19 protein-coding genes are annotated in these 25051 nt (G+C 65.3%); 11 read left to right on the top strand and 8 right to left on the bottom strand.

The window, feature by feature from the left end; genetic code table 11:
- Window positions 1-81: 81 nt before the first annotated feature.
- Together ACSU1G_RS27380 and ACSU1G_RS27385 are read right to left on the bottom strand one after the other, a co-directional pair.
- The gene (locus ACSU1G_RS27380; RefSeq protein ID WP_439283584.1) at window positions 82-882 is read right to left on the bottom strand and encodes an ABC transporter permease subunit; all 801 of its coding nucleotides are present in this window, start codon (window positions 880-882) and stop codon (window positions 82-84) included.
- Window positions 875-1849 carry an ABC transporter ATP-binding protein gene (locus ACSU1G_RS27385; RefSeq protein WP_439283586.1) on the bottom strand — a complete coding sequence of 325 codons (975 nt, stop codon included), beginning with the start codon at window positions 1847-1849 and terminating at the stop codon, window positions 875-877. Before ACSU1G_RS27385 ends, ACSU1G_RS27380 begins: the two co-directional genes overlap by 8 nt.
- A gap of 158 nt (window positions 1850-2007) precedes the next feature.
- Between ACSU1G_RS27385 and ACSU1G_RS27390 the strand changes: the two genes are divergently transcribed.
- From ACSU1G_RS27390 to ACSU1G_RS27415, 6 genes are all read left to right on the top strand, one after another.
- A complete protein-coding gene (locus ACSU1G_RS27390) occupies window positions 2008-3138 on the top strand; it encodes a class I SAM-dependent methyltransferase (RefSeq protein ID WP_439283588.1) in 1131 nt (376 codons plus the stop codon).
- A gap of 337 nt (window positions 3139-3475) precedes the next feature.
- Window positions 3476-4774 carry a quaternary amine ABC transporter ATP-binding protein gene (locus ACSU1G_RS27395; RefSeq protein WP_439283590.1) on the top strand — a complete coding sequence of 433 codons (1299 nt, stop codon included), beginning with the start codon at window positions 3476-3478 and terminating at the stop codon, window positions 4772-4774.
- The gene (locus tag ACSU1G_RS27400; RefSeq protein WP_439283592.1) at window positions 4774-5724 is read left to right on the top strand and encodes an ABC transporter permease; all 951 of its coding nucleotides are present in this window, start codon (window positions 4774-4776) and stop codon (window positions 5722-5724) included. Before ACSU1G_RS27395 ends, ACSU1G_RS27400 begins: the two co-directional genes overlap by 1 nt.
- Window positions 5725-5771: 47 nt before the next feature.
- Complete coding sequence (locus tag ACSU1G_RS27405; protein WP_439283594.1) at window positions 5772-6692, top strand: glycine betaine ABC transporter substrate-binding protein; 921 nt, start codon at window positions 5772-5774, stop codon at window positions 6690-6692.
- A 127-nt stretch (window positions 6693-6819) separates the two neighbouring features.
- Window positions 6820-8268, top strand: coding sequence for a lipase maturation factor family protein (locus ACSU1G_RS27410; protein ID WP_439283596.1), 1449 nt, complete (start codon window positions 6820-6822; stop codon window positions 8266-8268).
- 57 nt (window positions 8269-8325) lie between these two features.
- Window positions 8326-9225 (top strand): acetylxylan esterase, encoded by a 900-nt coding sequence (locus ACSU1G_RS27415; protein WP_439283598.1) that lies wholly within the window; start codon window positions 8326-8328, stop codon window positions 9223-9225.
- A 45-nt stretch (window positions 9226-9270) separates the two neighbouring features.
- Here the strand turns inward: ACSU1G_RS27415 and ACSU1G_RS27420 are convergent, their stop codons facing one another.
- Genes ACSU1G_RS27420 through ACSU1G_RS27430 form a run of 3 tightly spaced genes read right to left on the bottom strand, consistent with a single transcriptional unit; the run spans window position 9271 to window position 12697 of the window.
- The gene (locus ACSU1G_RS27420; RefSeq protein ID WP_439283600.1) at window positions 9271-10248 is read right to left on the bottom strand and encodes a LacI family DNA-binding transcriptional regulator; all 978 of its coding nucleotides are present in this window, start codon (window positions 10246-10248) and stop codon (window positions 9271-9273) included.
- 23 nt (window positions 10249-10271) lie between these two features.
- Window positions 10272-11180 (bottom strand): dienelactone hydrolase family protein, encoded by a 909-nt coding sequence (locus ACSU1G_RS27425; protein ID WP_439283601.1) that lies wholly within the window; start codon window positions 11178-11180, stop codon window positions 10272-10274.
- Window positions 11177-12697, bottom strand: a complete 1521-nt coding sequence (locus ACSU1G_RS27430; RefSeq protein ID WP_439283603.1) for a DUF4127 family protein — start codon at window positions 12695-12697, stop codon at window positions 11177-11179. The genes ACSU1G_RS27425 and ACSU1G_RS27430 overlap by 4 nt, the downstream gene beginning before the upstream one ends.
- 87 nt (window positions 12698-12784) lie before the next feature.
- Here ACSU1G_RS27430 and ACSU1G_RS27435 point away from each other — a divergent pair, with 87 nt between their 5' ends.
- From ACSU1G_RS27435 to ACSU1G_RS27455, 5 genes are all read left to right on the top strand, one after another.
- The gene (locus ACSU1G_RS27435) at window positions 12785-15703 is read left to right on the top strand and encodes a carbohydrate binding domain-containing protein (protein WP_439283605.1); all 2919 of its coding nucleotides are present in this window, start codon (window positions 12785-12787) and stop codon (window positions 15701-15703) included.
- Between the two features lie 78 nt (window positions 15704-15781).
- Window positions 15782-18730, top strand: coding sequence for a hypothetical protein (locus tag ACSU1G_RS27440; RefSeq protein WP_439283607.1), 2949 nt, complete (start codon window positions 15782-15784; stop codon window positions 18728-18730).
- A gap of 165 nt (window positions 18731-18895) precedes the next feature.
- Window positions 18896-20152 (top strand): ABC transporter substrate-binding protein, encoded by a 1257-nt coding sequence (locus tag ACSU1G_RS27445; RefSeq protein ID WP_439283609.1) that lies wholly within the window; start codon window positions 18896-18898, stop codon window positions 20150-20152.
- Window positions 20153-20226: 74 nt separating this feature from the next.
- Window positions 20227-21165 carry a carbohydrate ABC transporter permease gene (locus tag ACSU1G_RS27450; protein ID WP_439283611.1) on the top strand — a complete coding sequence of 313 codons (939 nt, stop codon included), beginning with the start codon at window positions 20227-20229 and terminating at the stop codon, window positions 21163-21165.
- Window positions 21165-22046 (top strand): carbohydrate ABC transporter permease, encoded by an 882-nt coding sequence (locus ACSU1G_RS27455; RefSeq protein ID WP_439283613.1) that lies wholly within the window; start codon window positions 21165-21167, stop codon window positions 22044-22046. The genes ACSU1G_RS27450 and ACSU1G_RS27455 overlap by 1 nt, the downstream gene beginning before the upstream one ends.
- 87 nt (window positions 22047-22133) lie before the next feature.
- On the opposite strand, the gene ACSU1G_RS27460 is transcribed toward ACSU1G_RS27455, so the two are convergent.
- From ACSU1G_RS27460 to ACSU1G_RS27470, 3 genes are read right to left on the bottom strand one after another with little or no spacing between them, the layout of a single operon-like run.
- Window positions 22134-23138 carry an NAD(P)-dependent oxidoreductase gene (locus ACSU1G_RS27460; protein ID WP_439283615.1) on the bottom strand — a complete coding sequence of 335 codons (1005 nt, stop codon included), beginning with the start codon at window positions 23136-23138 and terminating at the stop codon, window positions 22134-22136.
- A complete protein-coding gene (locus ACSU1G_RS27465; RefSeq protein WP_439283617.1) occupies window positions 23135-24178 on the bottom strand; it encodes an N-acetylglucosamine-6-phosphate deacetylase in 1044 nt (347 codons plus the stop codon). The genes ACSU1G_RS27460 and ACSU1G_RS27465 overlap by 4 nt, the downstream gene beginning before the upstream one ends.
- Entirely contained in the window at window positions 24175-24960 is a 786-nt protein-coding gene (locus ACSU1G_RS27470; protein WP_439283619.1) for a 6-phosphogluconolactonase, read from the bottom strand. The genes ACSU1G_RS27465 and ACSU1G_RS27470 overlap by 4 nt, the downstream gene beginning before the upstream one ends.
- Window positions 24961-25051: the final 91 nt, after the last annotated feature.

Here is a 25051-nt window from a genome sequence, read left to right on the forward strand (position 1 = left end):
GGTGGTCAGTTGGTTACTTACTTGACTAACTAACCATAGAACCCAAAGAAGTGTCAAGCCTTGCCCTCCGAGCCGCGCGGCTCAGCCCGCGATATCGCGGCGCTGCAAGACGACGGCGGATGCCGCGGCGCACAGCAGCGCAAGTCCCCAGACCGCCGCGAGGCCACCGAGGTGCACGCCGTCGAGCAGCGGCGACTGGTGGTACACCCAGGCGTATGGCGAGAAAACGTTCAGCCACTCGAGATCGTCCGATTGCTTTGCAACAGCCTGGAAGACGTATCCGAGAACGGCGATCCCGGCGCCGACGCCGGATGCCCACGATTTGCGGCCGGTCAGAGCTCCGGCGAGAAGTCCCGCAGACGCGCTGAGGAAGGCGAGTCCGACGAGTGCGACGCTCGCGCCGATGATCCGGGGCGGATTGATGTCTAGTTCGGCGGGTCCGTTCACAGCCCACACGATGACCCCCGCGAAGGCGCCGAGCCAGAGCATCCGGACAAGGATCGACAGCGCCGACTCGACGACGTACTGCGCTCGTCCGATGCCGTGTGCAAGGTCGAGTTCGAGGCGACCGCTCTCCTCGGCGCCAGCGATCGCGGCGGAGCCCCACATCACGGCTGCGATCGTGAGCAGCAGGAACCCGGTCAGGCCATAGAAGGTGCTCTGCGCGTACCCGGCCCCGGTGGTGATCTGGTCGTAGCCGAGGGTGTCGATCAGCTCCTTCGGCATGGAGTCGATGATGCCCTGCAATTGCCCGGAGGCGCCGAAACTCGGGTACAGCGGCAGGTAGAGGAACAAGACGGCGGCGACGCCGACGCTCCAGCCGGCCGTGCTGCGCCAAGACTCGCGGATGCTGCGCCGGAATACCGGCAGGATGCTACGCACGACGGCCTCCGCGCCTTGCCCGCCGCGATGCCCGCGTCTCGTCTTTGGCGACCGTTCCCGCACCAGACCCGTACAGCCTCAGCACCGACTCCTCGAGATCGGGCTCCTCCACGGTGAGGTCGTTGACCTCGAACGGGGCCAACGCCTTCACGAACGGGTCGATCGCGCCGTCGACGGTTCCGGTGATGCGGAGGCCACCGTTCGCATCGCTGATTTCGAGACCTACGAATCCGGGAAGCGTCGCGAGGCGCGCGCGGTCGGCCGCGGCATCCGTCGTTGTGATTCCTGCGCGCACACGACGGATCGATCCGAGTCTGAGCGAGGCGACATTTCCCTCGGCCACGATATGGCCGTCACTCAACACCGCGACCTCGTCGGCGATCTGCTGGATCTCACTGAGTACGTGCGAGCTGAGCAGTACGGTCTGCCCCGCATCCCGCGCCTCGCGCACCATCTGGAGGAACTCGCGCTGAACGAGAGGATCGAGGCCGCTGGTTGGTTCGTCGAGGATGAGCAGCTCTGGTCGATGCATGAACGCCTGGATCAGGCCGATCTTCTGCTTGTTCCCCTTGGAGAGTGTGCGCACGGGGCGGGAGAGGTCGACGCCGAGGCGTCCGGCGAGCTCTTGGGCGGCGCCAGGTGCGACCGGCCCGGACACTTCTGCGTAAAACGCGAGCAGGCGGTGTCCGGTGACGCGCCCGTCGAGCCGGAGCTCTCCTGGCACGTAGCCGATCCGGCGTCGCAGCGCGGCCCCACCTGTGCGAGGATCCTCACCGAGCACCATGGTCTCGCCCGACGTGGGCCGGATGACATCCACCAGAGTGCGCAGCGTCGTGGTCTTGCCGGCGCCGTTCGGGCCGATCAGTCCGAACACCGTGCCGGGCGCCACGCGCAGGTCGATGCTGTGCAGAGCGGTGTGCTGTCCGAACTTCTTGTGCAGCTGACTGATGTCGATCGCCGCGCTCATGGCGTTCGCCCCTTCCTTGGTGCGATGCGTTGTACAGCACACTAGGCCGGGCGGGCGCTCAGCGGTAGCCGCGGATGTCGCCAAGGCGCACGCCGACGAAATCCACCTCGTGAGCGAAGGTGCGTAGCAGCGGTCGCAGACGCGCGTAAGTTGGGGAGGTGCCCGACTTTGCTTATGACCGCCTCCGCCGCTTCCCCGATGTCGAAGCGGACAACCTCCAGGCGTACGACGCCACCGATCTGCAGCTGGTCGAGCGCGCTCTCGCGCTGGTCGAAGAACGTGGGCTGAGCGGGCCCGAGATCGTCGTGATCGGTGACGAGTACGGCGCAATCACGCTGGCTCTGGCGGATACCGGGCTCGCGGGTGTGCGCGTGCATCAAGATTCCGCCACCGGACGACTGGCTCTGGCGAACAACGCGCAGAAGCTGGAACTGACCGGCTTCGCCGCACACGAGTTCGACACCGACTTAGTTGCTGGCGCCCGCCTCGTGCTGCTACAGCTGCCGAAGGCGCTCGCCGATCTGGAGGAGATCGCGGATGCCGTCGCTCGCTGGGCCGCGCCCGACGTGACTCTCGTCGCGGGCGGGCGAGTCAAGCACATGACCCTCACGCAGAACGAGGTGCTCGGGCGGAACTTCGACACCGTCCAGGCGCAGCGCTCAGAGCGGAAGTCGCGGCTGATCGTGGCGACCGGACCGTTGCCCGTGGCGGAAGAGCCACCGTACCCGCAGCGTGCGGAGCATCCGGAGTTCGCTCTCACTCTCGTCGCGCATGGGGGAGCGTTCGCCGCGAACCGAATCGACATCGGCACTCGGGTGCTGCTGGAACTTTTCGCCGCCGGCGGTGCACCCACCGCAGAGAACGTCATCGACCTCGGATGCGGCACCGGCGCGCTCGCCGCGTACTACGCCCTGCACCACCCCGACGCCCGCGTCATCGCCACTGACCGCTCGGCGGCAGCCGCGGCATCCGCTCGGGAGACGATGATCGCCAACGGCGTCGCGGATCGAGTCACCGTGACTCACGACGATGCCGGCGCCGAACTGCCGGATGCGAGCGCCGATCTGATCCTGCTCAACCCGCCGTTCCACCTCGGCGCGAGCGTGCACACTGGTGCCGCCACCCGCCTGTTCGAGGCATCCGCCCGGCTCCTCCGGCCAGGAGGTGAGCTGCTCACGGTTTTCAACTCGAGCCTCACTTACAAGCCCGAGCTGACCCGTCTGATCGGCCCGACCGAGCAGTTGCACCGCACGGCGAAATTCACGGTGACGCGCAGTATCAAGCGCTGATTCTGTCCGCGCCGCAGATTGTCGACATTAGACAAATCCCCGTTCACGTGACAAAAACCACACCCTTCTGCCGACCGAGATTTGCCTCTGACCGGCCATTTTGTTACTTTGGAATGTAGGCCTTTTGGCCTTATGACCAGTCCGCGGCCACGTCCTTCTTTCGATGAGCTGTGCTGCGAAGAGGCGTGGACGTACGGTCGATGCTCCTGTGGTGGAGCCGAATCCACCGTTAGTGCCGCCAGCGTTATGAATGTCGAAACGGCCTCGAGTATCACCCGGGCGTAACCGAGACGGGCTCACTGAGCACCCGAAATGCGGGTGAGCCATCGGGAGAATTGTGACCGAAGCCGCACTTGTCGCGCGCAATCTTTTCAAAGTGTTCGGAAAGAATCCGAACCAAGCCGTCCGCCGGCTGAAGGCAGGCGAGGGAAGAAATGACATCCTGGATGTCGGAACGGCTGCCGTCATCGACGCCAGCTTCACCGTCAATCGAGGCGAGATCTTCGTCATCATGGGCCTGTCCGGATCGGGCAAATCCACCATCATCCGCATGCTCAACGGGCTGCACGAGATCACCGACGGCACCGTCACCATCGGCTCGGATCAGATCACCGGCATCCCGGCAGCGCGACTGCGCGAGATCCGCCGCGAGAACGTGTCGATGGTGTTCCAGCACTTCGCCCTGCTGCCGCACCGCACGGTCGCCGCGAACGTCGCCTACCCGCTGGAGCTGAAGGGCGTCAGTAAGGCTGAGCGACTGGCGAAGGCAGAAGAAGTGATCGACATGGTCGGGCTCACCGGCTGGGGCGACAAGCTGCCTTCTCAGCTCTCCGGTGGAATGCAGCAGCGTGTCGGCATCGCCCGTGCACTCGCCGCAGACACCGACATTCTGCTCATGGATGAGGCGTTCAGTGCGCTTGATCCGCTCATTCGTCGAGAAATGCAGGAGCAGCTGGTCGAGCTGCAGGCAAAGCTGCAGAAGACCATCGTGTTCATCACTCACGATCTCAACGAGGCGATGTTCCTCGGTGACCGGATCGCCGTCATGCGCGACGGGCGCATTGTGCAGATCGGAACGCCCGAAGACATCCTCACTGACCCTGCCAACGACTACGTCGAGCAGTTCGTGCAGGACGTCGATCGCGCGCGTGTGCTCACGGCATGCAACGTCATGGAGCGTCCGCGACCGGTCGTCGCCGACAACGCCGGCCCTCGTACGGCGCTGCGTCAGATGCGCGATACCTATATGTCGGCCGCGTACGTCACCGGCCGTGACCGCAAGCTGATCGGCATGGTCACCGATCGCGATGCCATCAAGCTTGTCCGCAAGGGGGAGACGTCCCTGGAGTCGATCCTCAAGCCCGTGCCGCTGAGCGTCTCCGAGGACGACGTGCTGATGGACCTGTTCATCCCCTCCGTCGAGTCGCAGCTGCCGCTTGCGGTTCTCGACGCTGAGGGGCGCCTGACCGGTGTCATTCCCCGTGTGACGCTGCTCGCCGCTCTCGGCCCGGGGCCCAATGCGACCGAGGAGATCACTCTGCCGCACCTGCCGGTTCCGCAGGCCGAGATCGATGCGGTTCTGGAGGCGGCAGAGGATGCCGTCGCCGGCTTCGCAATCGAAAGGGAGGTGCGCTGATGGATGGTTTCCGTATTCCCCTCGGTGAGTGGGTCGCGACCATCGTTGCCTGGGTGAAGGACAACCTCGAGGGTCTGCTCGACTTCATCGCGGTCGTCGTCAAGTTCTTCGTCAACGGACTCAGCGACGCTCTTCTCGCCACGCCGTTCCCTGTGCTGATCGCCATCTTCGCGCTCATTGCGTGGTTCGTGCGTTCCTGGCAGATGGCCGTCGGCACCGTGATCTCGTTCGTGCTCATCATCGGCATGGACCTGTGGGAGCCTGCGATGCAGACGCTCTCGCTCGTGCTGGTCTCCGCTGTGGTCGCCGTGCTGATCGCGATCCCACTGGGCATCTGGTCGGCGCGCAACGACACGGTCCGTACCGTGCTCAAGCCGGTGCTCGACTTCATGCAGACCATGCCGGCGTTCGTGTACCTGATTCCCGCGATCGTGTTCTTCAGTATCGGCGTGGTGCCGGGGCTCGTCGCAACCGTGATCTTCGCACTGCCTCCCGGAGTGCGGCTCACCGAGCTCGGCATCCGCGGTGTGGATTCCGAAACCGTCGAGGCCGGCCAGGCTTTCGGCGCGACGCCATCGCAGATTCTGCGCGGCATCCAGCTTCCGCTCGCGATGCCGACCATCATGGCCGGCGTCAACCAGGTCATCATGCTCGCCCTGTCGATGGCTGTCATCGCCGGTATGGCTGGCGCGGACGGCCTGGGAAAGATGGTCGTCCAGGCCATCTCGACCGTCAACATCGGCAAGGGCGTTGAGGCCGGCCTCGGCGTCGTGCTGATCGCCGTCTTCCTCGACCGGGTCACCGCGGCGCTCGGCACGCCGAGTCAGTACCGCTCTTCGCTCTTCGGCATCCTCGCGCGTCGCCAGGCGGAACGTCGCGACGAGGCAGCGGATGCCGCGGCTGAGGTCGAACGTGCGCTCGTGGCACCGCGTCGTCCAGCCGCTCCCTGAAACCCACACCTATACGTAACGCAGCAGAACATACGAAAGGAAGCACCATGAAGAAGTACCGGCACATCACAGCCATCGTGGCTCTCGGAGCCGTAGCATCCATCGCCCTCGCAGGTTGCGCGGGCACCCCGACAGACTCGGGTGACGCAGGATCAGACGGCGACAGCGCCGACAAGGGCACCATCACGCTCGGCTTCATCCCCTCCTGGTCGGATGGCCTGAGCATGGCGTACCTGGTCCAGGACCAGCTCGAGAAGATCGGCTACACCGTCGAGTTGGAGACGCTCACCGAGGCGGGCCCGTTGTTCACCGGACTCGCACAGGGTGACATCGACATGTTCCCGTCTGCGTGGCCGGAGGTCACGCACGCCGAGTACATGAAGACGTACGGCGCCGACCTCGAAGACCTCGGCGCCTACTACGAGAACGCCAAGCTCACGATCGCCGTGCCCAGCTACATGGACATCGACTCGATCGAAGACCTCAAGGGTGCGGGCGACCGCTTCGACGGCAAGATCATCGGCATCGAGCCGGGCGCTGGCCTGACGGCGAAGACGCAGGACTCGATGATTCCGGCCTACGAGCTGGAAGACGAGTACACGCTCGAGACTTCGTCGACCGCCGCGATGCTCACCGTCCTCAGTGAAGCCATCGACAACGAGGAAGACGTCGTCGTGACGCTGTGGCGCCCGTTCTGGGCCAACAGCACGTATGACGTCAAGGACCTCGAAGACCCGCTGGGTGCGATGGGTGACGCGGAGACGCTGAACTTCATGGCGCACAAGGGCTTCGCTGAGGAGTTCCCCGAGGCCGCTGCACTCGTCGAGCAGATCAAGCTCGACGATGACCAGTACGGCACGCTCGAGGACCTCGTCGTGAACGAGTTCGGTGAGGGCCAGGAAGCCGACGCCGTCGACGCCTGGCTCGAGGCCAACGGCGACCAGTTCGACTGGGTCGTCACCGAGTAAGGCGCCGGATCAGCCCGCGGGTACGCCTGCATGATCCTGGTACACCTGCACGATCGAATGGGCGGATGCCTCGTGCATCCGTCCCCCGGTCGTGCAGGTGTACGGTGCTCGGTCGTATTCTGATGGCATGGACGGTTTCGCCGCTGTCGACTACAACTTCGCTCGCGAGGTGCTGCAGCGGGGCATTGCGGCGCTGTATCTCGTCGCCTTCGTCTCGTCTCTGAATCAGTTCCGCCCGCTGCTCGGGGAGCGAGGGCTGCTGCCCGCCCCGGATCTTCTCGCCTGGGCATCCGCCTCGAGGGCGAGGGGGCGGATGCTGCGCCCCACGCTGTTCGCGCGCATCCGCTATACGGATCGACGTCTCGCGGTGCTGTGTTGGGTGGGCATCGTCATCGGTGCGCTGCTGGTCGCCGGCATCCCGCAGTTTGCACCTCCGTGGGTGCCGATGGTGTGCTTCCTGTTGCTGTGGTTCGGGTACATGTCGATCACGAGCATCGGGCAGACGTTCTACGGTTTCGGGTGGGAGATGCTGCTGCTCGAGGCCGGATTTCTCGCCGCGTTCCTCGGCTCTCGAGACCAGCCGCCGCCGACGGTGGTCATCGTGCTCTTCTGGTGGCTGCTGTTCCGGCTGGAGTTCGGCGCAGGCATGATCAAGATTCGCGGTGGACGCGAGTGGCGCGATCTCACCGCCCTCACCTTTCACCACGAGACGCAGCCGATGCCGGGGCCGTTGAGTCGTCAGGCGCATCTGATGCCGCGCTGGTTCCACAAGGGTGAGGTGCTGGGCAATCACTTCGCGCAGCTGGTCGTTCCGTTCTTCCTGTTCGCTCCGATCCTCGGACTGTGGATCGACGGGCCTGCGCCGGCGATCATCGGGGCGGTCGCGGGCGGGATCGTGCTGGCGACGCAGCTGTGGCTGGTCGCCACCGGGAACTTCGCGTGGCTCAACTGGGCGACGGTTGTGATCGCGTTCTCGGCGATCGGGGTGTCTCAGGCCGCCCCGTCGTCGTCGGGGCTCCCCAACTACTGGCTCGTGATCACCTCGGCCGTCGGCATCCTCTACGTCGTCATTAGTTGGCCCGCACTGCGCAATCTCTTCGCGAGACGGCAGCTGATGAACGCGAGCTTCAACCGCTGGCAGCTCGCGAACGCGTACGGCGCGTTCGGCACGGTGACGAAAGAGCGGATCGAGATCGTCGTCGAGGGCACGACGGACGAGGATCCGGATGCCGCGACCTGGCGCGAGTACGAGTTCAAGGGCAAGCCGGGGGATGTGCGGCGCGTGCCCCGGCAGTTCGCGCCGTACCATCTGCGGCTGGACTGGCTGATGTGGTTCCTGCCGCTCGGTCGGTCGCTCGATGAATGGTTCACGACGTTCCTCGCGCGATTGTTGCAGGCGGATGCCCCGACGCTCGCACTGCTCAGGAGCGATCCGTTCGAGGGGCGTCCGCCGCGTTGGGTGCGGGCGGTGTCGTATCGCTACCGCTTCGCGACGCGGGAGGAGCGGCGACGGGATGGGGTCGTGTGGGTGAGGGATCGACGGCGGGTGATGGTGCCGGCGTCGGGGCTGCGGTGAGCCGGAACGTGCTTGCAATCGGTTGCAGTATGCTGACCGCTCTGGGAGAATGCGAGCGTGGCTGATACGCGCGCTGAACCGGACGACTTCGATGATTTTTGGAGTTCGCTCGTCAGGCGTGCGCGAGAGGTCGTGGTGCAACCGACGAGTGCGGGGTCACCCGAACCCGGCACCCGCCTCGTCGAGTTCACCTCGCTCGACGGACTCCGCCTCGGCGGCTGGCTCACCTTGCCTCCAGGGGAGATCCGTTCCGCAGTGATCATCGCCCACGGCTATGGGGGCCGCGCCGCCCTGGATTCGCGGTGGGCGCCAGCCGATGCGGCAGTGTTTTATCCGATCGCGCGAGGGATGCCGACGCTCTCGCTGATCGACGGCATTCCTTCGGTCGGGCGAGAACATGTGCTGCACGGCATCCAGTCACGCGATACCTACGTGCACGGTGGATGTGCGGCGGATGTCTGGTGTGCCATCTCTGCGCTCGAAGAACTCCTGGGCGCGAAGTTGGGCGAGCGACACGGCGGCCTCCGGCTCGGCTACTTCGGGCCGAGCTTCGGCGGCGGCATCGGCGCCTTGGCCATCCCCTGGGATGACCGCATCGATGCGGCATCTCTGTATGTGCCCGCCTTCGGAGCGCACGTGCGGCGGCTGGCGATTCCGAACGGCGGCAGCAGTTCCGCCCTCAGGGACTGGGTGCAGGAGCATCCGGAGGCCTGGGACGTGCTGGACTATTTCGACGCAGCGACAGCCGCTAGCCGGATCGATGTGCCTACGATCATCGCTGCCGCCCGTGAGGATCCTTCGGTTCCTCCGGTGGGGCAATTCGCCGTCGCGGATGCTGTTCCGCAGCGGCATCGACGTGTCATGGCTATGACGGCCGGGCACCGGAATTATCCCGAGGAAGAGGCAGAGATGGCGGCCTACGCCGCCGAGTCACGGGCGCTGTTCCGCGCGCGATGATGCAGCGCGCGATGATGCTGGGCGCGGTAACGCTGCGAGGGCCGGTTACACCGCGGCGGTCGTCCCGCGCGGTGCGAAGGAACCAGGAACGACGACGTTGCGCGCCGTCCGCCCCGCGGAGACATCGCTGAGCAGTGCCACTGCGCGCCCACCCAGTTCATCGAAATCGACTTTCACCGTACTCAACTGCGGTGTCACTGTTCGCGCGAGGAGCACATCGTCGCAGCCGACTACGCTGACGTCACCCGGAACACTCAGCCCGATTTCCGCCAGCCCGCCGACCACTCCGCAGGCCACGAAGTCATCGAAGGCCATGACCGCTGTGGCCTGCTGTGCGGCGATCTCAGAAGCAGCTGCCCAGCCGGCCTCGAACGTCGCCTCGACAGGGCCGATTTCGATCAGCTCGACTTCGCCCGGCGCATCCTTCGCCCAACCGCGTACGGCGGCGGTCCGCTGTTTCGCAGCCCACGATCCGTCGGGGCCCTGCAGGAGCAGGATCCGCCGGTGGCCGAGGGTGACGAGATGGTCGGCCGCCTGTCGGAGCGCTTCCGAGTTGTCGCAGACCACGGAGGGGATGCCGCGCTCGGCACGGTTCACGAGAACGGTCGGTGTCGATCCGACCGCATCCTGCAACACTGCTTTGGGCAGCCGCGTTGATGCGACGATGAGTCCGTCGACCTGACCACTGAGTCGACGCAGCTGCTCGGCGGCATCCGCGCCACCGGATTCGGCGTCGACAAGCAGCACCGAGGCATCTGACGCGGAGGCCGCCCGCTCGATCGCGCGCACCAGTGGGGGAAAGAACGGGTTGGTGATGTCGAGGACCACAAGGCCGATGAGCCCGGTCTTGCCGGTGGCGAGGCCGCGAGCGGCACGGTTGAGCTCGTAGCCTTGCGCTGTTGCGGTGGCCATGATGCGCTCGCGGACAGACTCGTTGACCATGTGTGGCCGGGAGAAGGCTCGCGAAACGGTCGAAGCGGAGATCCCCAGCTCGGTTGCGATCGAATAGATCGTCGCCTTCACGCGTCCACCTCCTGCACGTTGGGTCATTGAGAGCGCTCTCCAGAGTATTGCAGGTGATCACTCAGCCATTGGATGCTGGTGTGCAGCACGTCCTCGGGGAGCGGGTGTCCGTTGCCGTGCTGGAGCACATCCAGGCCGCCATCGGGCCATGCAGTGGCGGCTCGTTCGGCGAGATTCGCATTGTGCGGGCCGTCCGACGCACCGCCACCGACGTACAGCACGGGTCGAGGAGCGATGAGCGCCAGGACCTCATCCAGATCACGGTCCGTCGGCACACGATCAGTCAGGTACCAGGGATCCTCCCAGTTGGAGTGCGCGAATCCGAGGCCAGGCTCATGAGTGACCGTCGCGGCGATGCGTGTATCCAGGGCGCCGAGGAAGAGCGCGAGCTTGCCGCCGAGGGAATGCCCGAAGGCGCCGAGTCGCTGCGCATCCACGCCGGGGACAGTGGTGAGGGCCTCGAGCGCGAGTCGGAGATCGGCGATGCTGCGGCCGAGCCCGGTGACGCCGGGAAAGCGGGCGCGATTCGCTGCGGCGACCGGCCCATAGCGCGCATGCAGCTCGACGGCCGGGCTCGGTCGGGCTTCGATCTCTGCCCACCACGGCACGGCAAGAACACCGAGTCCCCGGGCGGCGATCTCTCGGGCGAACGCCTTCGTGGGGCGAGCATCGGCATCCGGATACCGCTCGCTCGGGATGCCGAGCAACGACTCGACGTCGTAGAACGGCACCACGATCACTGCGCTCTGCCCCGGCGGGAGCAGCAACACTGCGTCGAGCGTGACGCCGAAGCTCGTGAGATGCACCGTCGTCCGCATGATGCCGTCCGGTCCCGCCGTGCTCTCGCCGATCCGCCAGGCCGCATCGGGTGCACGCTCAGCGCCAATCAGGTCGCTCCACTCGGAACGCAGAGCCTGGCGAGCATCGGTCACGGCATCTGCTCCGTGTCGGCGGTCGTCTCGATCTCGAAGTCGACGGTGAACAGATACGACCATGGCCAGCGCAGCTTTACGACGCGGATGCCACGGAGTGCGCGGATCCCGCTCGCCCACTCCGTCAGCTCTTCAGCAACGCGCTCGGCGAGTGCCGGGATCTCCTCCAACGGAGGGTCAGATAGTCCGCGCTCTGCGAGCTCCTGCAACAGGCGCACACGGAGCACCGGCAGGTAGTGACCGTCCTTGATGATCTTGGTGAGCAGGTAGCGCCGGCGGGCGGCACTGCTTGCCGCGGAGTTGTCGAAGAGCGCGCTGACGCCGGCTGCGAGCGTCGTGCCGAGTGTGTTGCCCGCCGTGTTCCACCCGCCGAAGGCGGCGAGCTCGCCGAGCGCATCCACGTCGTCAAGCGCGGTGACCAGCGCCGGGTCCGAGCCATTGGCGTAGCGGACATCTGCGACGGCGACCCGTCGCCCCGCTGCCAGATGCGCGGCGGTTTCTGCGGCGACCGCGGCGCTGGCGGGCCGGCTGTCCTGGTCGATCGGCGTCCCCGTGAAGTCCCCGGACTCTTCGGCGGGCGCATGGATGACCAGAACGAGGTCGGCATCGGATGCCACATCGACGCGGACGCCACCCAGGGCGAGGATCTGCTGGCTGATGCCCCGATCCACTGGCCGGTCCTCGTAGGGGGCGATGCGGCTCAATCCGGCAGCATCCGGGCTCGTGACGAAGATGCGCGGCATGATGCCGCGAGCCTGGCCGATCACCCGGGAAACGAGGACACTGGGCACCTCGTCGGCGCCCGGATACAGCAGCGCTCCGGTGTCGAGTCGGTCGTTCCATGCGCTCAGGGCGAGGCGCTCCGCGGCCGGAAGCCCGCGCGGCGCGGTGTCATCCGAGGTGATGACCAGGTCGCGGACGGTGCCGTCGGCGGCGAGGCCGAGAGCGGCGAGATTCACGTCGTGGTTGCGGAGCCTCCGCCGGACCAGATCGCCCGCGTACTCGGCTGGCACGGCGGCGCGAGCGGCTCGCACATCATCGAGGTCGGCTTCGCCACGCGCCTGGCGATCCCAGGCCTGGGAAAGTGCGAACAGGTGGCGACCGTGAGTCGCCCAATACTCCGGCTCCTGCCTGCTACGGGTCGCGTTGTCATAGTGCGGAAGCCGGGTGATGACCTGGTAGGCGCTGATCGGGGAGCGGAGGTCCCGCAGAACGTCGAGACGAGGGATGACATCGGCGATGCGATCGTGCGTGAGCCGTGAGGGAATGAGGCCGCCGTGCACCAGGAGATCCAATGAGATGACGTGGGCGTCGACTTCGCCATCGATTTCGCGGAGCCATGCGGCCAATCCTGCCGTGTCGGCGGGCTCGCGGAAGCGCGGCATGAGTGCAGCTGGAGGCAGAATCACGTCGGCTCCGCTGCACGCTCCGATCCATGCGGCGTAGCCGGCCGTGTTCGGACGTTCATCGGGGGGCAACACCGCGATACGAATCTGCTGGGGGGCTTGTGTGCTCATCACGGTCGAGGCTACCCTGCTACTGCAACCGATTGCAAGAATTTCCCCCGAACTGAACGGCGATGAAGCCGCGACAGAGGAGACACGATGAAAATGCGACGGCGTACGACGGCGGGACTGCTCGTCGGGGCACTCCTGGCGACGACATTTATTTCCGCAGCGCATGCGGAGACAGCACCCGGAGACGCGAATCTGTTGCCGAACGCGAGCTTCGAGCTTGGCGCCACCGCAGACGCACTCGACAGCTGGTCGCCGTGGTCGAGCACTTCCCTCACGCACTTCGGTGTTGCGAGCGACCCCGTCAGCGACGGCATCCAAAGCCTGCACGTGAACGACCAGGCCACGACCACCGGCGGTGGTTTCGTCAGTGCGCTCATGCCGGTGACGGAGCGCACCACTTACGAGGTGAACCTCAATGTCTTCCATGTGTCGGGCAGTTTCAGCATCTGGGCGTACTTCCACGACGCCGAAGGTGTGCAGATCGGCTCAGAGTGGCAGACGGTGCGCACCGGCACCGGTGCATGGGAGCGCTCGTTCCTCGAGTTCGACGCCCCTGCCGGGGCATCGCAGGCGAAGGTGATGATCTACTCGGGCAACCTGCCGACCTCCGACGTGTACGTCGACGATGTGTACTTCGGGCTCCCAGGCGGATCGGGCCACGTGCCGCCTGTGCCCCCGTCGGTGCCCGAACAGATCGTCGCGAATGACGAGTCCCTCACTTCACTGGGAACTCCGGTTGGCAGCCGCGTTGTGCGCAACGCGGTCATCGGAGAAGAGGATGGCGTCTCGATGACGTACGGCCTGTACAAGGGTGTCGAGGAGACCGGCACGCCGGCGACCCTCGTGGTCGCCCGCACCTCCGACGGTGGAATTGTGCGCACGCTGCCCCTTGCAGGAGCGGACTTCGCACAGCACATCCAGAAGTCCAGCGACGGGAAGATCTACATCGCCACCTCCGGCAGCTACAGCCTGTGGGTCTACGATCCGGCGACAACCCAGCTCCGCGAAATCGGGGTCATCAACCCCGCCAGCCCCGCAGAAGGGTACGGCTGGTCGCTTGCCGCCGCAGACGACGGCAGGATGTACATCGGCAGCTACCCCAGGGGTTACCTCTACCTCTACGAGCCGGCCGACGATTCGATTACGAACCTCGGCGCCGTCGATCCCACCCAGTCCTACATCCACTCGATGGCCTACGACCCGGTGCGCAAGAACCTCTACGTCGGTGCGGGCGGAAACAGCGCCCAGATCTGGAAGGTCGCAGCCGACGGCACGAAGACGCCCCTGCTGAACGAGCAGAACGCGCCCGGCGCGACCACCGAATCGTTCGTGTCGACCTTCACTTGGGTGAACGACCGGCTGTTCGCCCGGATCTCCAATCGACTGATCGTGGTCGGTGCCGACGATCAGATCGAGTACTGGCGTGGTGGGGCAAACGAGATCCACGGGTACCACGTCTCGCAGCGACCCGATGCCCCGGACAAGTACATCTACTCGTTCGGGTCCACGTTCTGGGAGTACGACTCCACGACCCAAGCAATGCGCAACCTCGGCATCCCGAACAATGGATACCTCAATGACTCGTACTGGGTGCAGCTGGACGAGGCAGGTTGGCCCGGATGGACGATGATCGCCGCCACCAGCAATGGGGTGGTCCGGATGAACATCGAGGCCGGGATCTCCGAGGCGCACGACATCGTCTACTCGAGCGCGACGACCGCGCAGCGGCTGTTCAATGGCCCGGATTCAATGTACGCCTCGGGGTACCTGATCGGCCTTGCCCCGTTCGACGACGCAACCGGTCAGGCCGGGGCCTCCATCCAATCCGGCCAGTACGAAGCGGCCGAGGTGCGTGACGGCAAGTTGCTGTTGGCGACGTACGGCAATGCCCGCTTGATGGAGTACGACCCCGCGACGGGGGCGGCTCCTCGCCAGATCTTCTCGCTGCAGGACCAGGGGCAGGATCGCCCGTTCGGCATGGACTACGACGCGGAATCCGACCGCATCTTCATGGGCACCGTCGCGCACTACGGTCACAACCAGGGCGGGCTGACCGCCTACGACTTCGCGACGAACACACGCAAGACCTATACGACCGAGATCGTCGACGAGCAGTCCGTGGTCAGCGTGCTCGCCCATGACGGCCTGGTTTACCTCGGAACGACGATCGATGGCAGCCTCGGAGCCGTGCCCTCCGGGCAGACGGACGGACACATGGTCGTCTGGGACCCGGATGCTGAGACCGTGGTGCACGACGTCATCCCGATCGCCGGGAACGAGGGCGTCACCGGACTCATGGCCGGACCCGACGGTCTGATCTGGGGCGTCTCCGAGAACACCATCTTCAAGTGGGACCCGGAGCTGGGCGAGATCGTCTACTCCGAGCCGATCCTCCAGCACCGATACGGCACCGGAACCGTGTGGATGTGGGGCGACCTCGAGATCGGCTCCGACGGGAACGTATACGGCACCGATCGCTTCTCGTTCTTCCGGATCGACGCCGAAACGATGGAGTACTCCGAGATCGTGCCGGACCCTGTGATGGGATCGCCGATCATGAACGCGGTCGCTAATCCCGATGGCGACATCCTCTTCTCGCACGGCCCCTACGTGTTCCGCTACGACGTGCCGGCGCCGGCGGAACTTGCCTGCACCGTGGAGCTGGAAAATCGCGTCGATGGGGAGCTCATCGTCGCGGAGGGCGAGATCGTCTGCGGTACGAACGTCACCGTGAATGGCGGCGTGACTGTGCAGAGCGGCGGCGCGCTCCGGATCGTCGACAGCGTCATCCGCGGCGGAGTCATCTCGACCGGTGCGGATGCCATCCGCATCCAGGACAGCTCGATATCGGGGACCGTCTCGGTGTCGGAGACCACTGGCGGCTATGTGTTCGCGGGCAATGACGTGCGTGGTTCTCTGCAGTGCTCCGGAAACGAGAATCCCATCGATGACCTCGGCCATCCGAACGCCGTCCGCGGTGTCAGCCAGGGCTGCGACGGTGTGTGAGGCGGCAACCGGTCACGTATCAGCGACATCCATCAATCATCGCAATGCCGGCACGGTTGCCGGCGGAACGGAGTCATCATGACAATGGGATACCGAAGTTCGACGGGATACAGGGCGGGGGTGGGCCTGCTCGCCGGAGCGCTGCTCGCCACCGCATTCACCGGGGCGACGCAGCTCGATGCGCGGCCCGCTGCAGCCGCCGAGGCGCAGAACCTGCTGGCCAACGCCAGCTTCGAAGAGGGTGCCACGACGCTCGAGCTGACCGCATGGTCACCGCTGTGGATCGGCTCAGACAAGTTCTTCACCGTGACCGGCGACCCGGTCTCGCACGGGGAGCAGAGCCTTCGGATCCTCGATGAGAATGACGCCGGGGCGACAGGGCTCGTCAGCGATGAGGTTCCGGTTGAAGCTGGGCAGTCGTACGAGTTCAGTTACGACCAGCTCCGCACTTCGGGCCACCTGCTGCTGATGACGTACTTCTTCGACGAGGAGGGCACGCAGATCAGCCGGCCGTACGAATCGGAGCGATCGACGATCGGGCAGTGGGAGCGTTCGGTCAGCGAGTTCACTGCGCCGGCAGGCGCCGTCACCGCGAAGGTGATGTTCTACAGTGCGGGTGAAGGTCTTGTCGACACCGTTGTCGACGACGCGTTCTTCGGGCTGGCCACGGAAGCCCCCGAAGAGCCCGAGCTCTCGCCGGTCGACAAGATCCTCGTCCAGGATGAGCGCATCGACTACCTCGGGGCGCCCGTGACCAGCCAGATTCCCAGCCAGGCGGCGCAGGGGATCGAGGACGGCAGGCACGTCTCGTACCAGGCGTTCAAGGGCAACCCGACGAGTGGGTACCCCGCCACGTTCGCGGTGACCGACGTCGCCAGCGGGGCACAGCTGCGCACCTGCACGATCGACGGTGCAGACCACGCGCGCAACCTGAACATCGCCGACGACGGACGCGTCTACTGGGGCACCTATCACGACTCCAAGCTCTGGCGATACGACCCGGCGACGGGAGAATGCACCGATCTCGGCCGGATCAGCGATGTGAAGGACTCCACTTTCGGCATGTCTCCCGGCTCCGATGGGTCGATGTACATCGGCTCGTACCCGGATGCCCGCCTGTTCAAGGTGGACCCGGTGACCGATGAGGTCGAGCTGCTGCGCAAGATCGGCGACGGCATCGACTACATCCACGCGATCGCCTACCACGCCCCGACCGACACGCTCTACGTCGGCTCAGGCGGGCGCGTCCCCCAGATCTGGAAGATCACCGAGGGCGGTCGCGGCGAGCAGACTCTGATCGCCGATGAGACGACCGCGCCGCGTCTGAACGAGGGAACCCAGTTCGTGGGGCGGATGGACATCGTGGGTGATCGGATCCTCGCGCAGGTCGGATTGCGGATGCTCGTGCTCGACCTCGACGGCAACGTCGTCCACTGGGACCCGGATCAGACCCGTTTTTTCTTCGGGCACCACGTCATCCAGGGCGCGACCGCTGACACGGCGATCTTCTCCACTGACGGCGGGGAGCTGCTGGCATACGACATTCCGGCGAACACGTTCTTCTCCACCGGCATCGACATCGGCGGCTACCTCTCCAACGGGGTGGTCGATACGTCCGGCGGCACGCCGCTTCTGTACGGCACATCGTCTAAGGCGGTGTTCGTCGCAAACCTCGAGACGGGCGAACTCGTCTCGAACGAGCCGATCGAGTTCGCGCAGCCGACTCTGATCCAGAAGCTGTTCCCCGGCCCCGACGGCGGCGTGTGGGCATCCGGGTACATGGTCGGCCTTGCCGAGATCGACAAGGCGGGCGTGAACCATGGGCCGACAATGCAGCGCGGTCAATTTGAGTCGGCCGCGGTGCGCGACGGCAAGATGTACTTCGGCGGCTATGGTCATGCGCGCTTCGACGTGCTCGATCCGGCCACCTACGACCCTGTCGACACCAGCACCGTGCCGACACTCTTCGACGGTGTCGCGCAGGGGCAGGACCGTCCGTTCGGAATGGCGTACAACCCCGACCGCGACGAGATCTACATGGGGTCGGTGGCTACCTACGGCCAGACTCAGGGCGCTCTCGCGATCTGGGATGCCGGGACGGGCGAGCACGATTGGCTGACGACCGAGATCGGCGAGGACGAGAACATCATCTCGGTCGCCTACAACCCGAACGATGGTCTGGTCTATCTCGGCAGCACCGTGGACGGCGGTCTCGGGTCAGTGCCCAGTGGGCACACCGCGGGCAAGCTGATCGTCTTCGACCCGGCGACGAGGACGGTCGTGAAGACGATCGACCCGGCCGGGGAGGAGCGCGAGGGCGTCAGCGGCCTGATGGTCGACCCGGATGGCGTCGTCTGGGGCGTCGCGGAAGAGGCGCTGTTCGCCTATGACCCGACCACGGGCGAGTCCACCGTCGAGGCGACGGTCGGCGGCCGCTACAGCGCCGGGACGACGTACTGGGCCTACGGTACGGTGAGCAGATCGGATGCCGACGGCAGGATTTATGTCACGGCGGGCTATCGGTTCAGCGTGCATGACCCTGCGACCGGCGAGACGACGCGCATTGCGAACGGTCTGCAGTGGAGCGCGGTCGACGGTGAGGGCGACGTCTACGTGAGCGCGGGCGCGAACCTCTTCCGCTACGACGTGGAAGAGGTGGAATGGGCCAGTTGCACCGAGAAACCGGCGGCAGACATCGCCGACGGCCTGGTCGTTCGTTCCGGCGAGGTCGTCTGCATCGATGGCATTCGAGTGGATGAGGGGGTCGTGGTCGAAGCGGGTGGCGCTCTGCTGATGAGGGATACCGACGTTCGCGGTGGAATCCAGGCCGATGGCGCTGCGCGCATCGAGGTGCGCAACACCGAGGTGCGCGGTGCGGTCGCGGTGACGGCGACCACCGGCGCGTTTGTGTTCTCGGGGAACGAGCTGCGCGGATCGATGACGTGTGCGGATAACGCCGCAACCCTTGATGACGAGGGGAGTGCGAACACCGTCAGCGGCGCGATCAGCGGATGCGTCGAACAATGATGTCTCTGTGAACGTTCTACAGTGGGGGTCGCGCCATTCGCGCGGCCCCCACTGTGGTTGTGATCTCTTTGTGATGCATCCGGTTGCAAGAGCTCTTGACAGAGAGCCCGACGGGCCGTAGCGTGAAATGCAACCGATTGCAGTTGATGATAGAAGGATGGGGCAATGAAGCAACTTTCTAAGTTTGCAGCGCTGGCGACCGCGACCCTACTCGCCGTGACGCTTGCGTCGTGTGCAGGGGAACCCGCGGCGGAGCCGGCCTCCGAGCCGACCGAGGTCACCGGAGACGTCACCTATTGGCACTACACGATCGGTGACTCCGGAGAAGACTCCTATTGGGCGCCGGTCATCGAGCGCTTCAACGAGCAGTACCCGAACGTCAACGTCGAAGTCGTCGTGCAGCCGTTCAGCGGTCGCGAAGAGGCGCTGACGGTCTCGCTCGCAGGCAAACAGGCGCCAGATGTCGTGTACTTCAACCCCGACTTCATTCCGCGGTTCGCGGAGGAGGGGGTACTCGAGCCCGTCACCGACATCGTCGAAGGCGATGACGACTGGCGCGAATCGGCGATCAATGCCATGACCTATGACGGCGAGGTCTACGGCGTTCCGATCCTGATGAACGCAGGGATGACGGTCTGCTTCGCCGATGTGCTGGAAGCAGCCGGAATCGAGTGCCCGGAGACATGGGATGACGTTCGCGAGAATGCGCCCGCGCTGAAGGAAGCCGGATATTTCTCGACGCAGTATGAAGGGGCAGTGCAGGTGACGTTGAACGGCACCTTCTACACCGCTCTCGCGCAGGCCGGCGGATCGGTCCTTTCAGATGACGGCTCCAAGGCGACGTTCAATAGCGCTGAGGGGCTGGAGACGCTGGAGTTCCTGAAGCTCATGGCCGAGAACGAGTACTTCCCGTCGGCGGAGCTGACGACGCTGACTTCGTTCGAGCAGACCCCGGCCGGCAACGGCAAGATCGGGTTCATGGCGACGTCGACCCCGCGCTCACTGGACGGCTTCTACGACCGCGAGAACATGATCGCCGGTCCCCCGCTCACCAACAAGGAGACTGTCGGATTCGGAACGGTCGGCGGACTCTCGATCTTCAACACGACCGACAGCGTCGACGCATCCAAGGCCTGGATCGAGTTCGTCACCAGTCCCGAGGAGCTCACACCGTTCCTGGAGGCCACGGGATACCAGTCGCCCCGTCCGTCGATCACCGGTCTCTTCGAGGAAGGCAGCCTCGAGGACTTCCAGACCGCGTACCTCGATGATGCCTATGCGGGCGAGATGCACCCGCAGGCCCGAGAGATCATCAGCCTCCTCGCCCCGCACGTGCAGGACGCGATCCTCGGACGCACCGACCCGCAGGAAGCATTGGATGCCGCCGAAGCAGAGATCAACTCTCTGCTCAGCCGCGGATAGAAGAACCCGTCGAGACGGTGGGCGAACGTCCGTATCGCCCACCGTCTCTGAACCGATCGACCGAGAGGCCCGATGTGTCGACATCCACACTCCTCCCGCGCAAGGAGGCGGCGCCCGCCACGGGCGCTGACAAGCCGCCGTCCCGGCTGCGTAAAGCACTGCGATCGGACACCGCGGTCATTGCCTATGTGTTCATCGCGCCGTACCTGATTCTCTTCCTCGCCTTCCGCATCATCCCCGCACTCGGCGGTCTCTTCCTCTCTTTCACTGATTGGAAGATCTCCGGGGCGTTTGAACTCGTCGGGCTGGATAACTTCGTCCGCCTCTTCGCAGATCCGATCTTCCAGAAGGCGCTCGTCGTCTCTCTGGTCTTCGTCGCGCTCGCCGTGCCCATGGTGGTGGTGCTATCGCTCGCGGTCGCCGTACTGGCGTCCAGGCCGCTGCGCGGAATGGCCGTCTACCGGTCGATCTTCTTCCTCCCGGTGGTCACCAGCCCGGTGATGGCAGGAATTATCTGGGTGTGGATCTTCAGTGAAGACGGCGCACTGAACTGGCTCATCAGCAATGCAGGTATGCAGCCCATCGGATGGCTGACGAGCGAGGCCTTCGTTCTCCCGTCTCTGGCGATCGTCAACGCATGGGGCAACTTCGGCTATGACATGCTCATTCTCTTGGCCGGCATCCTCGCCATCCCCAGTGACTACTACGAGGCTGCCTCTCTCGATGGTGCGAATGCCTGGCATCGGTTCCGTTACATCACGTTGCCGCTGCTGAAGCCTGCGCTGTTCTTCGTGATCATTCTCGAGATCATCAAGTCCTTCCAGACCTTCGACACGATCTACGTGATGACCGGCGGAGGTCCGTCGCGTGCGAGTTACACGTTGACCTACATGATCTATGACCAGGGCTTCGGCTATTTCGAGTTCGGATACGCCAGTGCGGCCGGCCTCGTGCTGCTCGTCATTACCCTTCTGATCTCTCTCATCCAACGTCGCGTCATGAAGGAAAGCTGATGGCTCAGTCGACCCTGGACTCTCCCGCGATCAGCGAGTCGCTCACCCGTCGTGCGCCGGGGCAGGGCAAGCGCAAGCGCAAGCTGCCCAGCCCCACTCACCTGCTCCTCATCCTGATCGCCGTCGTAACGGCCTTCCCGTTCTACGCGATGATCGTCATCGCGCTGCAGCCGGGACGCGGGCTGGAGATGCCGGGGGCACTCTTCCCGACCGATATCTCTCTCGATTCCTTCGTGGCTGCGCTGAGCTCCACGCGGGTGCCGCGATGGTTCCTCAATACCCTGATCTACGCCGTCGTCTCCGTGGTGCTGGTGCTGCTCTTCGCCGCGATGGCCGGTTACGCCTTCGCGAAGAAGCGCTTCTGGGGCAGAGATGTGATGTTCTGGTCGTTCGTCGCGATGCTCATGGTGCCCGGAAACCTCACCCTCATCCCGCAGTTCATCATCGTGACGAACCTCGGCGGGCTGAACACGATGTGGGGCCTTATCGTTCCGACGCTCGCCAACGTGCAGGCGATGTTCCTTATGCGTCAGTTCATCCGAGACATTCCCGACGAGATCATCGAGGCGGCACGCATCGATGGCGCTGGCGAGATGCGCATCTTCTTCTCGATCATCTTGCCGCAGACGAAACCGGTGATGTCGATCCTCGGCGTGATGGTGTTCCTCGCGCACTGGAACGATTTCCTGTGGCCGCTCGTCTCGCAGCAGCACCCGGACAACTTCACGCTGAGCGTGGGGCTGAACAGTATGCAAGAGGAGCTGACGATGCTCTCGACCACGATGGCCGGTGCCGTGCTCATGTTCATCCCGACGCTGATCATCTTTATCTCGGTGCAGAAGAACTTCGTCCGCGGCATCGTGATGAGCGGGATCAAATAGCAGAGCGGATGCCCCGACGGCGCGCACATCGGCGCGGTCGGGGCATAGCTGTGTCAGCCGAGGTGCTGTGTCAGCCGAGACGCTGTGTTAACCGAGGCGCTCGTAGTTGGCGCTTGTCACCTCGGCGTGCAGCGTGCCGTCCGTGAGGAAGCGCTCGATCTCATCGATCACCGCATGGCCCTGGCCGAAGCGGGCCTGCACCGTACCGCCGGCGACGTGCGGGGTGAGCAGGGCATTCTCCCTGCCGAAGAAGTCGCTGTCCGCGGGCAGCGGCTCGGACGAGTAGACGTCCAGCCCCACGCGGAGGCGCCCAGACCGCACCTCGGTGAGGATCGCCTGCTCATCGGTCACCTCGGCGCGGGCAGTGTTGATGACGATTGCGTCGTCGCGCAGCAGTGCGAGCTGCGGGGCGCCGATCATCTGCGCGGTGTCGGGCGTGCTCGGTGCGTGGATCGCGAGCACATCGCTGGTGGCGCACAGCTCGTCGAGGCTGCACAGCTCCACGCCCATCTGCGCGGCCTCGTCGGCGGTCGCGTAGGGGTCATAGGCACGCACCGCGGTGGCGCCGAGTCCGCGGACCATTCTCGCGTAGTGGCGCCCCACCCGGCTGAGTGAGACGAGGCCGATCCGCTGCGCGGCGATGCTCTGGCCCAGCATCCCGACGCCGCCGGTGATCCACGAGCGCGAGGACTGGAATCGGCGATCATGCAGCACAAGATTGCGCAGCAGCGCGAGGGTCATCGTCACCGCCATCTCGGCGACCGCTTCGGCCATGGCATCCGAACCTCCCTGCGCGATCCGCAGATCGTTGCCGAGCGCCTCGATCGGGAACAGGCGCCGCACCGAGCCCGCGCTGTGCACGGCCAGGCGCAGGCGGGAGCCGTTCAGCACCGCCGGATCGAACGGCTCGGTGCTCCACGACGTGATCAGCACGTCGAAGTCGTCGCCGATCGTCGTCGGCACACGCACGTTGCCGGTTGGCGTGGAAGGGCGAACGATCTCGCCGAGCTGTGCCAGCCGGTGCTGCGCGTCGGCGTCGTACAGGCGGGCGAAGTCCGTGTCGCCGATCGCGATGAAGATTCTCGGTGTCACGCTGCTGCTCCCGTTCCTTCGTGGACGACGGCGCCGGCCACCCTGACTGTTCGTACGACGACGTCATCGCCCAGTTCGACATCGAGGCTGTCGCCATCGGTGTCGGTGTTCATGTTGATGCCGAGCAGGCGCGCAGGGTTACGGCTGGACATCGCGAGGAGCTCATCATCATCGAAGGGCAGTGCCCGACGGGCCCAGGCCACGCATTGACGCAGTGATCGACCGGAGCCGGCGAGAAGCTTCGTGCCGGTCACGCTCAGCTGGCCGTCGGCGGACACCGTGACGCTCCCACCCACCGGTGTGAGATAGTCGCCGGCGGGGGATCCGGCCAGCGCCGCGGAGTCGGAGGTGAGGATGCTCCGCGCGACACCCTTGGCGCGGATCATCGCGGTCACGGCGTCTGCGGGCAGATGGTGGCCGTCGGCGATGAACATCGCTGTGAGCTCGTCCGCGGCCAGCTGCGCCCAGATGTGGTTGGGATGGCGCGGGAGAGTGGCGTGTGCGCCGTTGCCGAGGTGCGTGCTGAGGGTCGCCCCGGCGCGGACGGCCTCACGGATGTGCTCCGGGCTCGCGGCGCAGTGGCCAAGCGAGACCCGGATTCCTCTGCTGGCGGCATCCGCGATGTAGGGCAGGGATCCTTCCCGCTCGGGTGCGAGCGTGACGATGCGGATGAGGTCGCCTGAAGCCTGCTGCCAGCGGTCCAACTCGTCTATGGAGGGATCACGGAGATGGTTAATGTCGTGGGCTCCGCGAGGTCCGTCGTCGGGAGCAAGGGACGGGCCCTCCACGTGGATGCCAGCGATCGAGTGCGCGATCAGCGCGTCCATGGAACGTGCCTCGATGATGGCGGCAAGAACGTGGAGGATCTTCTCCTCGCTCGCCGTGATCACCGTCGGAAGGTAGCGGGTGACGCCCTCCGCCCACAGCGCACGGGTGAGTGCGACGATCGTCTCGGCGGTGACGTCGTCGGCGTTCACGTCGTGGCCGCGGAAGCCGTTCACCTGCAGGTCGATGAGCCCTGGCCAGCGGTGTGAGGTCATAGCGGGAGGCTATCGCCTCGGATCGTGTCATCCAGCGCGTTCGCTGCCGGTGCATCCAGGAACCACGACACGTTCGCATGGGTGCGCAGGAAGCTCGCAGGGCTGGAATCGTCGATCCCGCCGCCGAGTGCGCGGGCCACGGCGGCTGCCTTGTGCTCCCCGATGACGGTGCAGATGAGCGTGCGGGCGGAAAGCAGTGCCGGCACTGTGAGGGACAGCGCGTGCGTGGGGACATCGCTCAGAGCCTCGAAGAGTCCTTCGTCGACCTGCTGCTGACGGGATGCCACGTCGAGGGTGACGACGCGCACAATCTCAGGATCCGTGCTGCTGGCGACCCCAGGTTCGTTGAAGGCGATGTGTCCGTTTACTCCGATGCCCAGGCAGACGACATCGATCGGCGCTTCATCGATCAGGCGTGCGTAGCGAGCCGCTTCGTCGTCGAGCGCGCCGTCTGTGTGGATGCGCTCGAAGCTGGCATGCGCGGCTTCGGGGAGTCGAGCCTGGAGCCAGAGACCGAAGCCGGCGGGGTGGTCGGCCGGGAGGCCGAGGTACTCGTCCATATGAAAGGAGCGGATGCGCGACCAGTCCAGACCCGGCTCCTGGGCGAGATGCGCGAGCATCTCCTGCTGGGAAGGCGCGCTCGCGAACACCACCCGCGCCGAGCCGCGCTCGGCGATCGCCTCACGGAGAGCAGCGGCGGCGTGTGCTGCGGCCTCGCGACCGGCATCGGTCTCGCGGTCGGCAGTGAAGACACTCGGGGGTGATGAGTGGGTAACATCCATGTTTTGGCTCCGTATGCAATCGGTTGCAAGTTAGACTACGAGAAGAACTTCACCAGGTCAACGTTCGACGTCCCGCTGCGAAGGAGCCTCG

This window comes from Microbacterium sp. A93, from assembly GCF_051842835.1.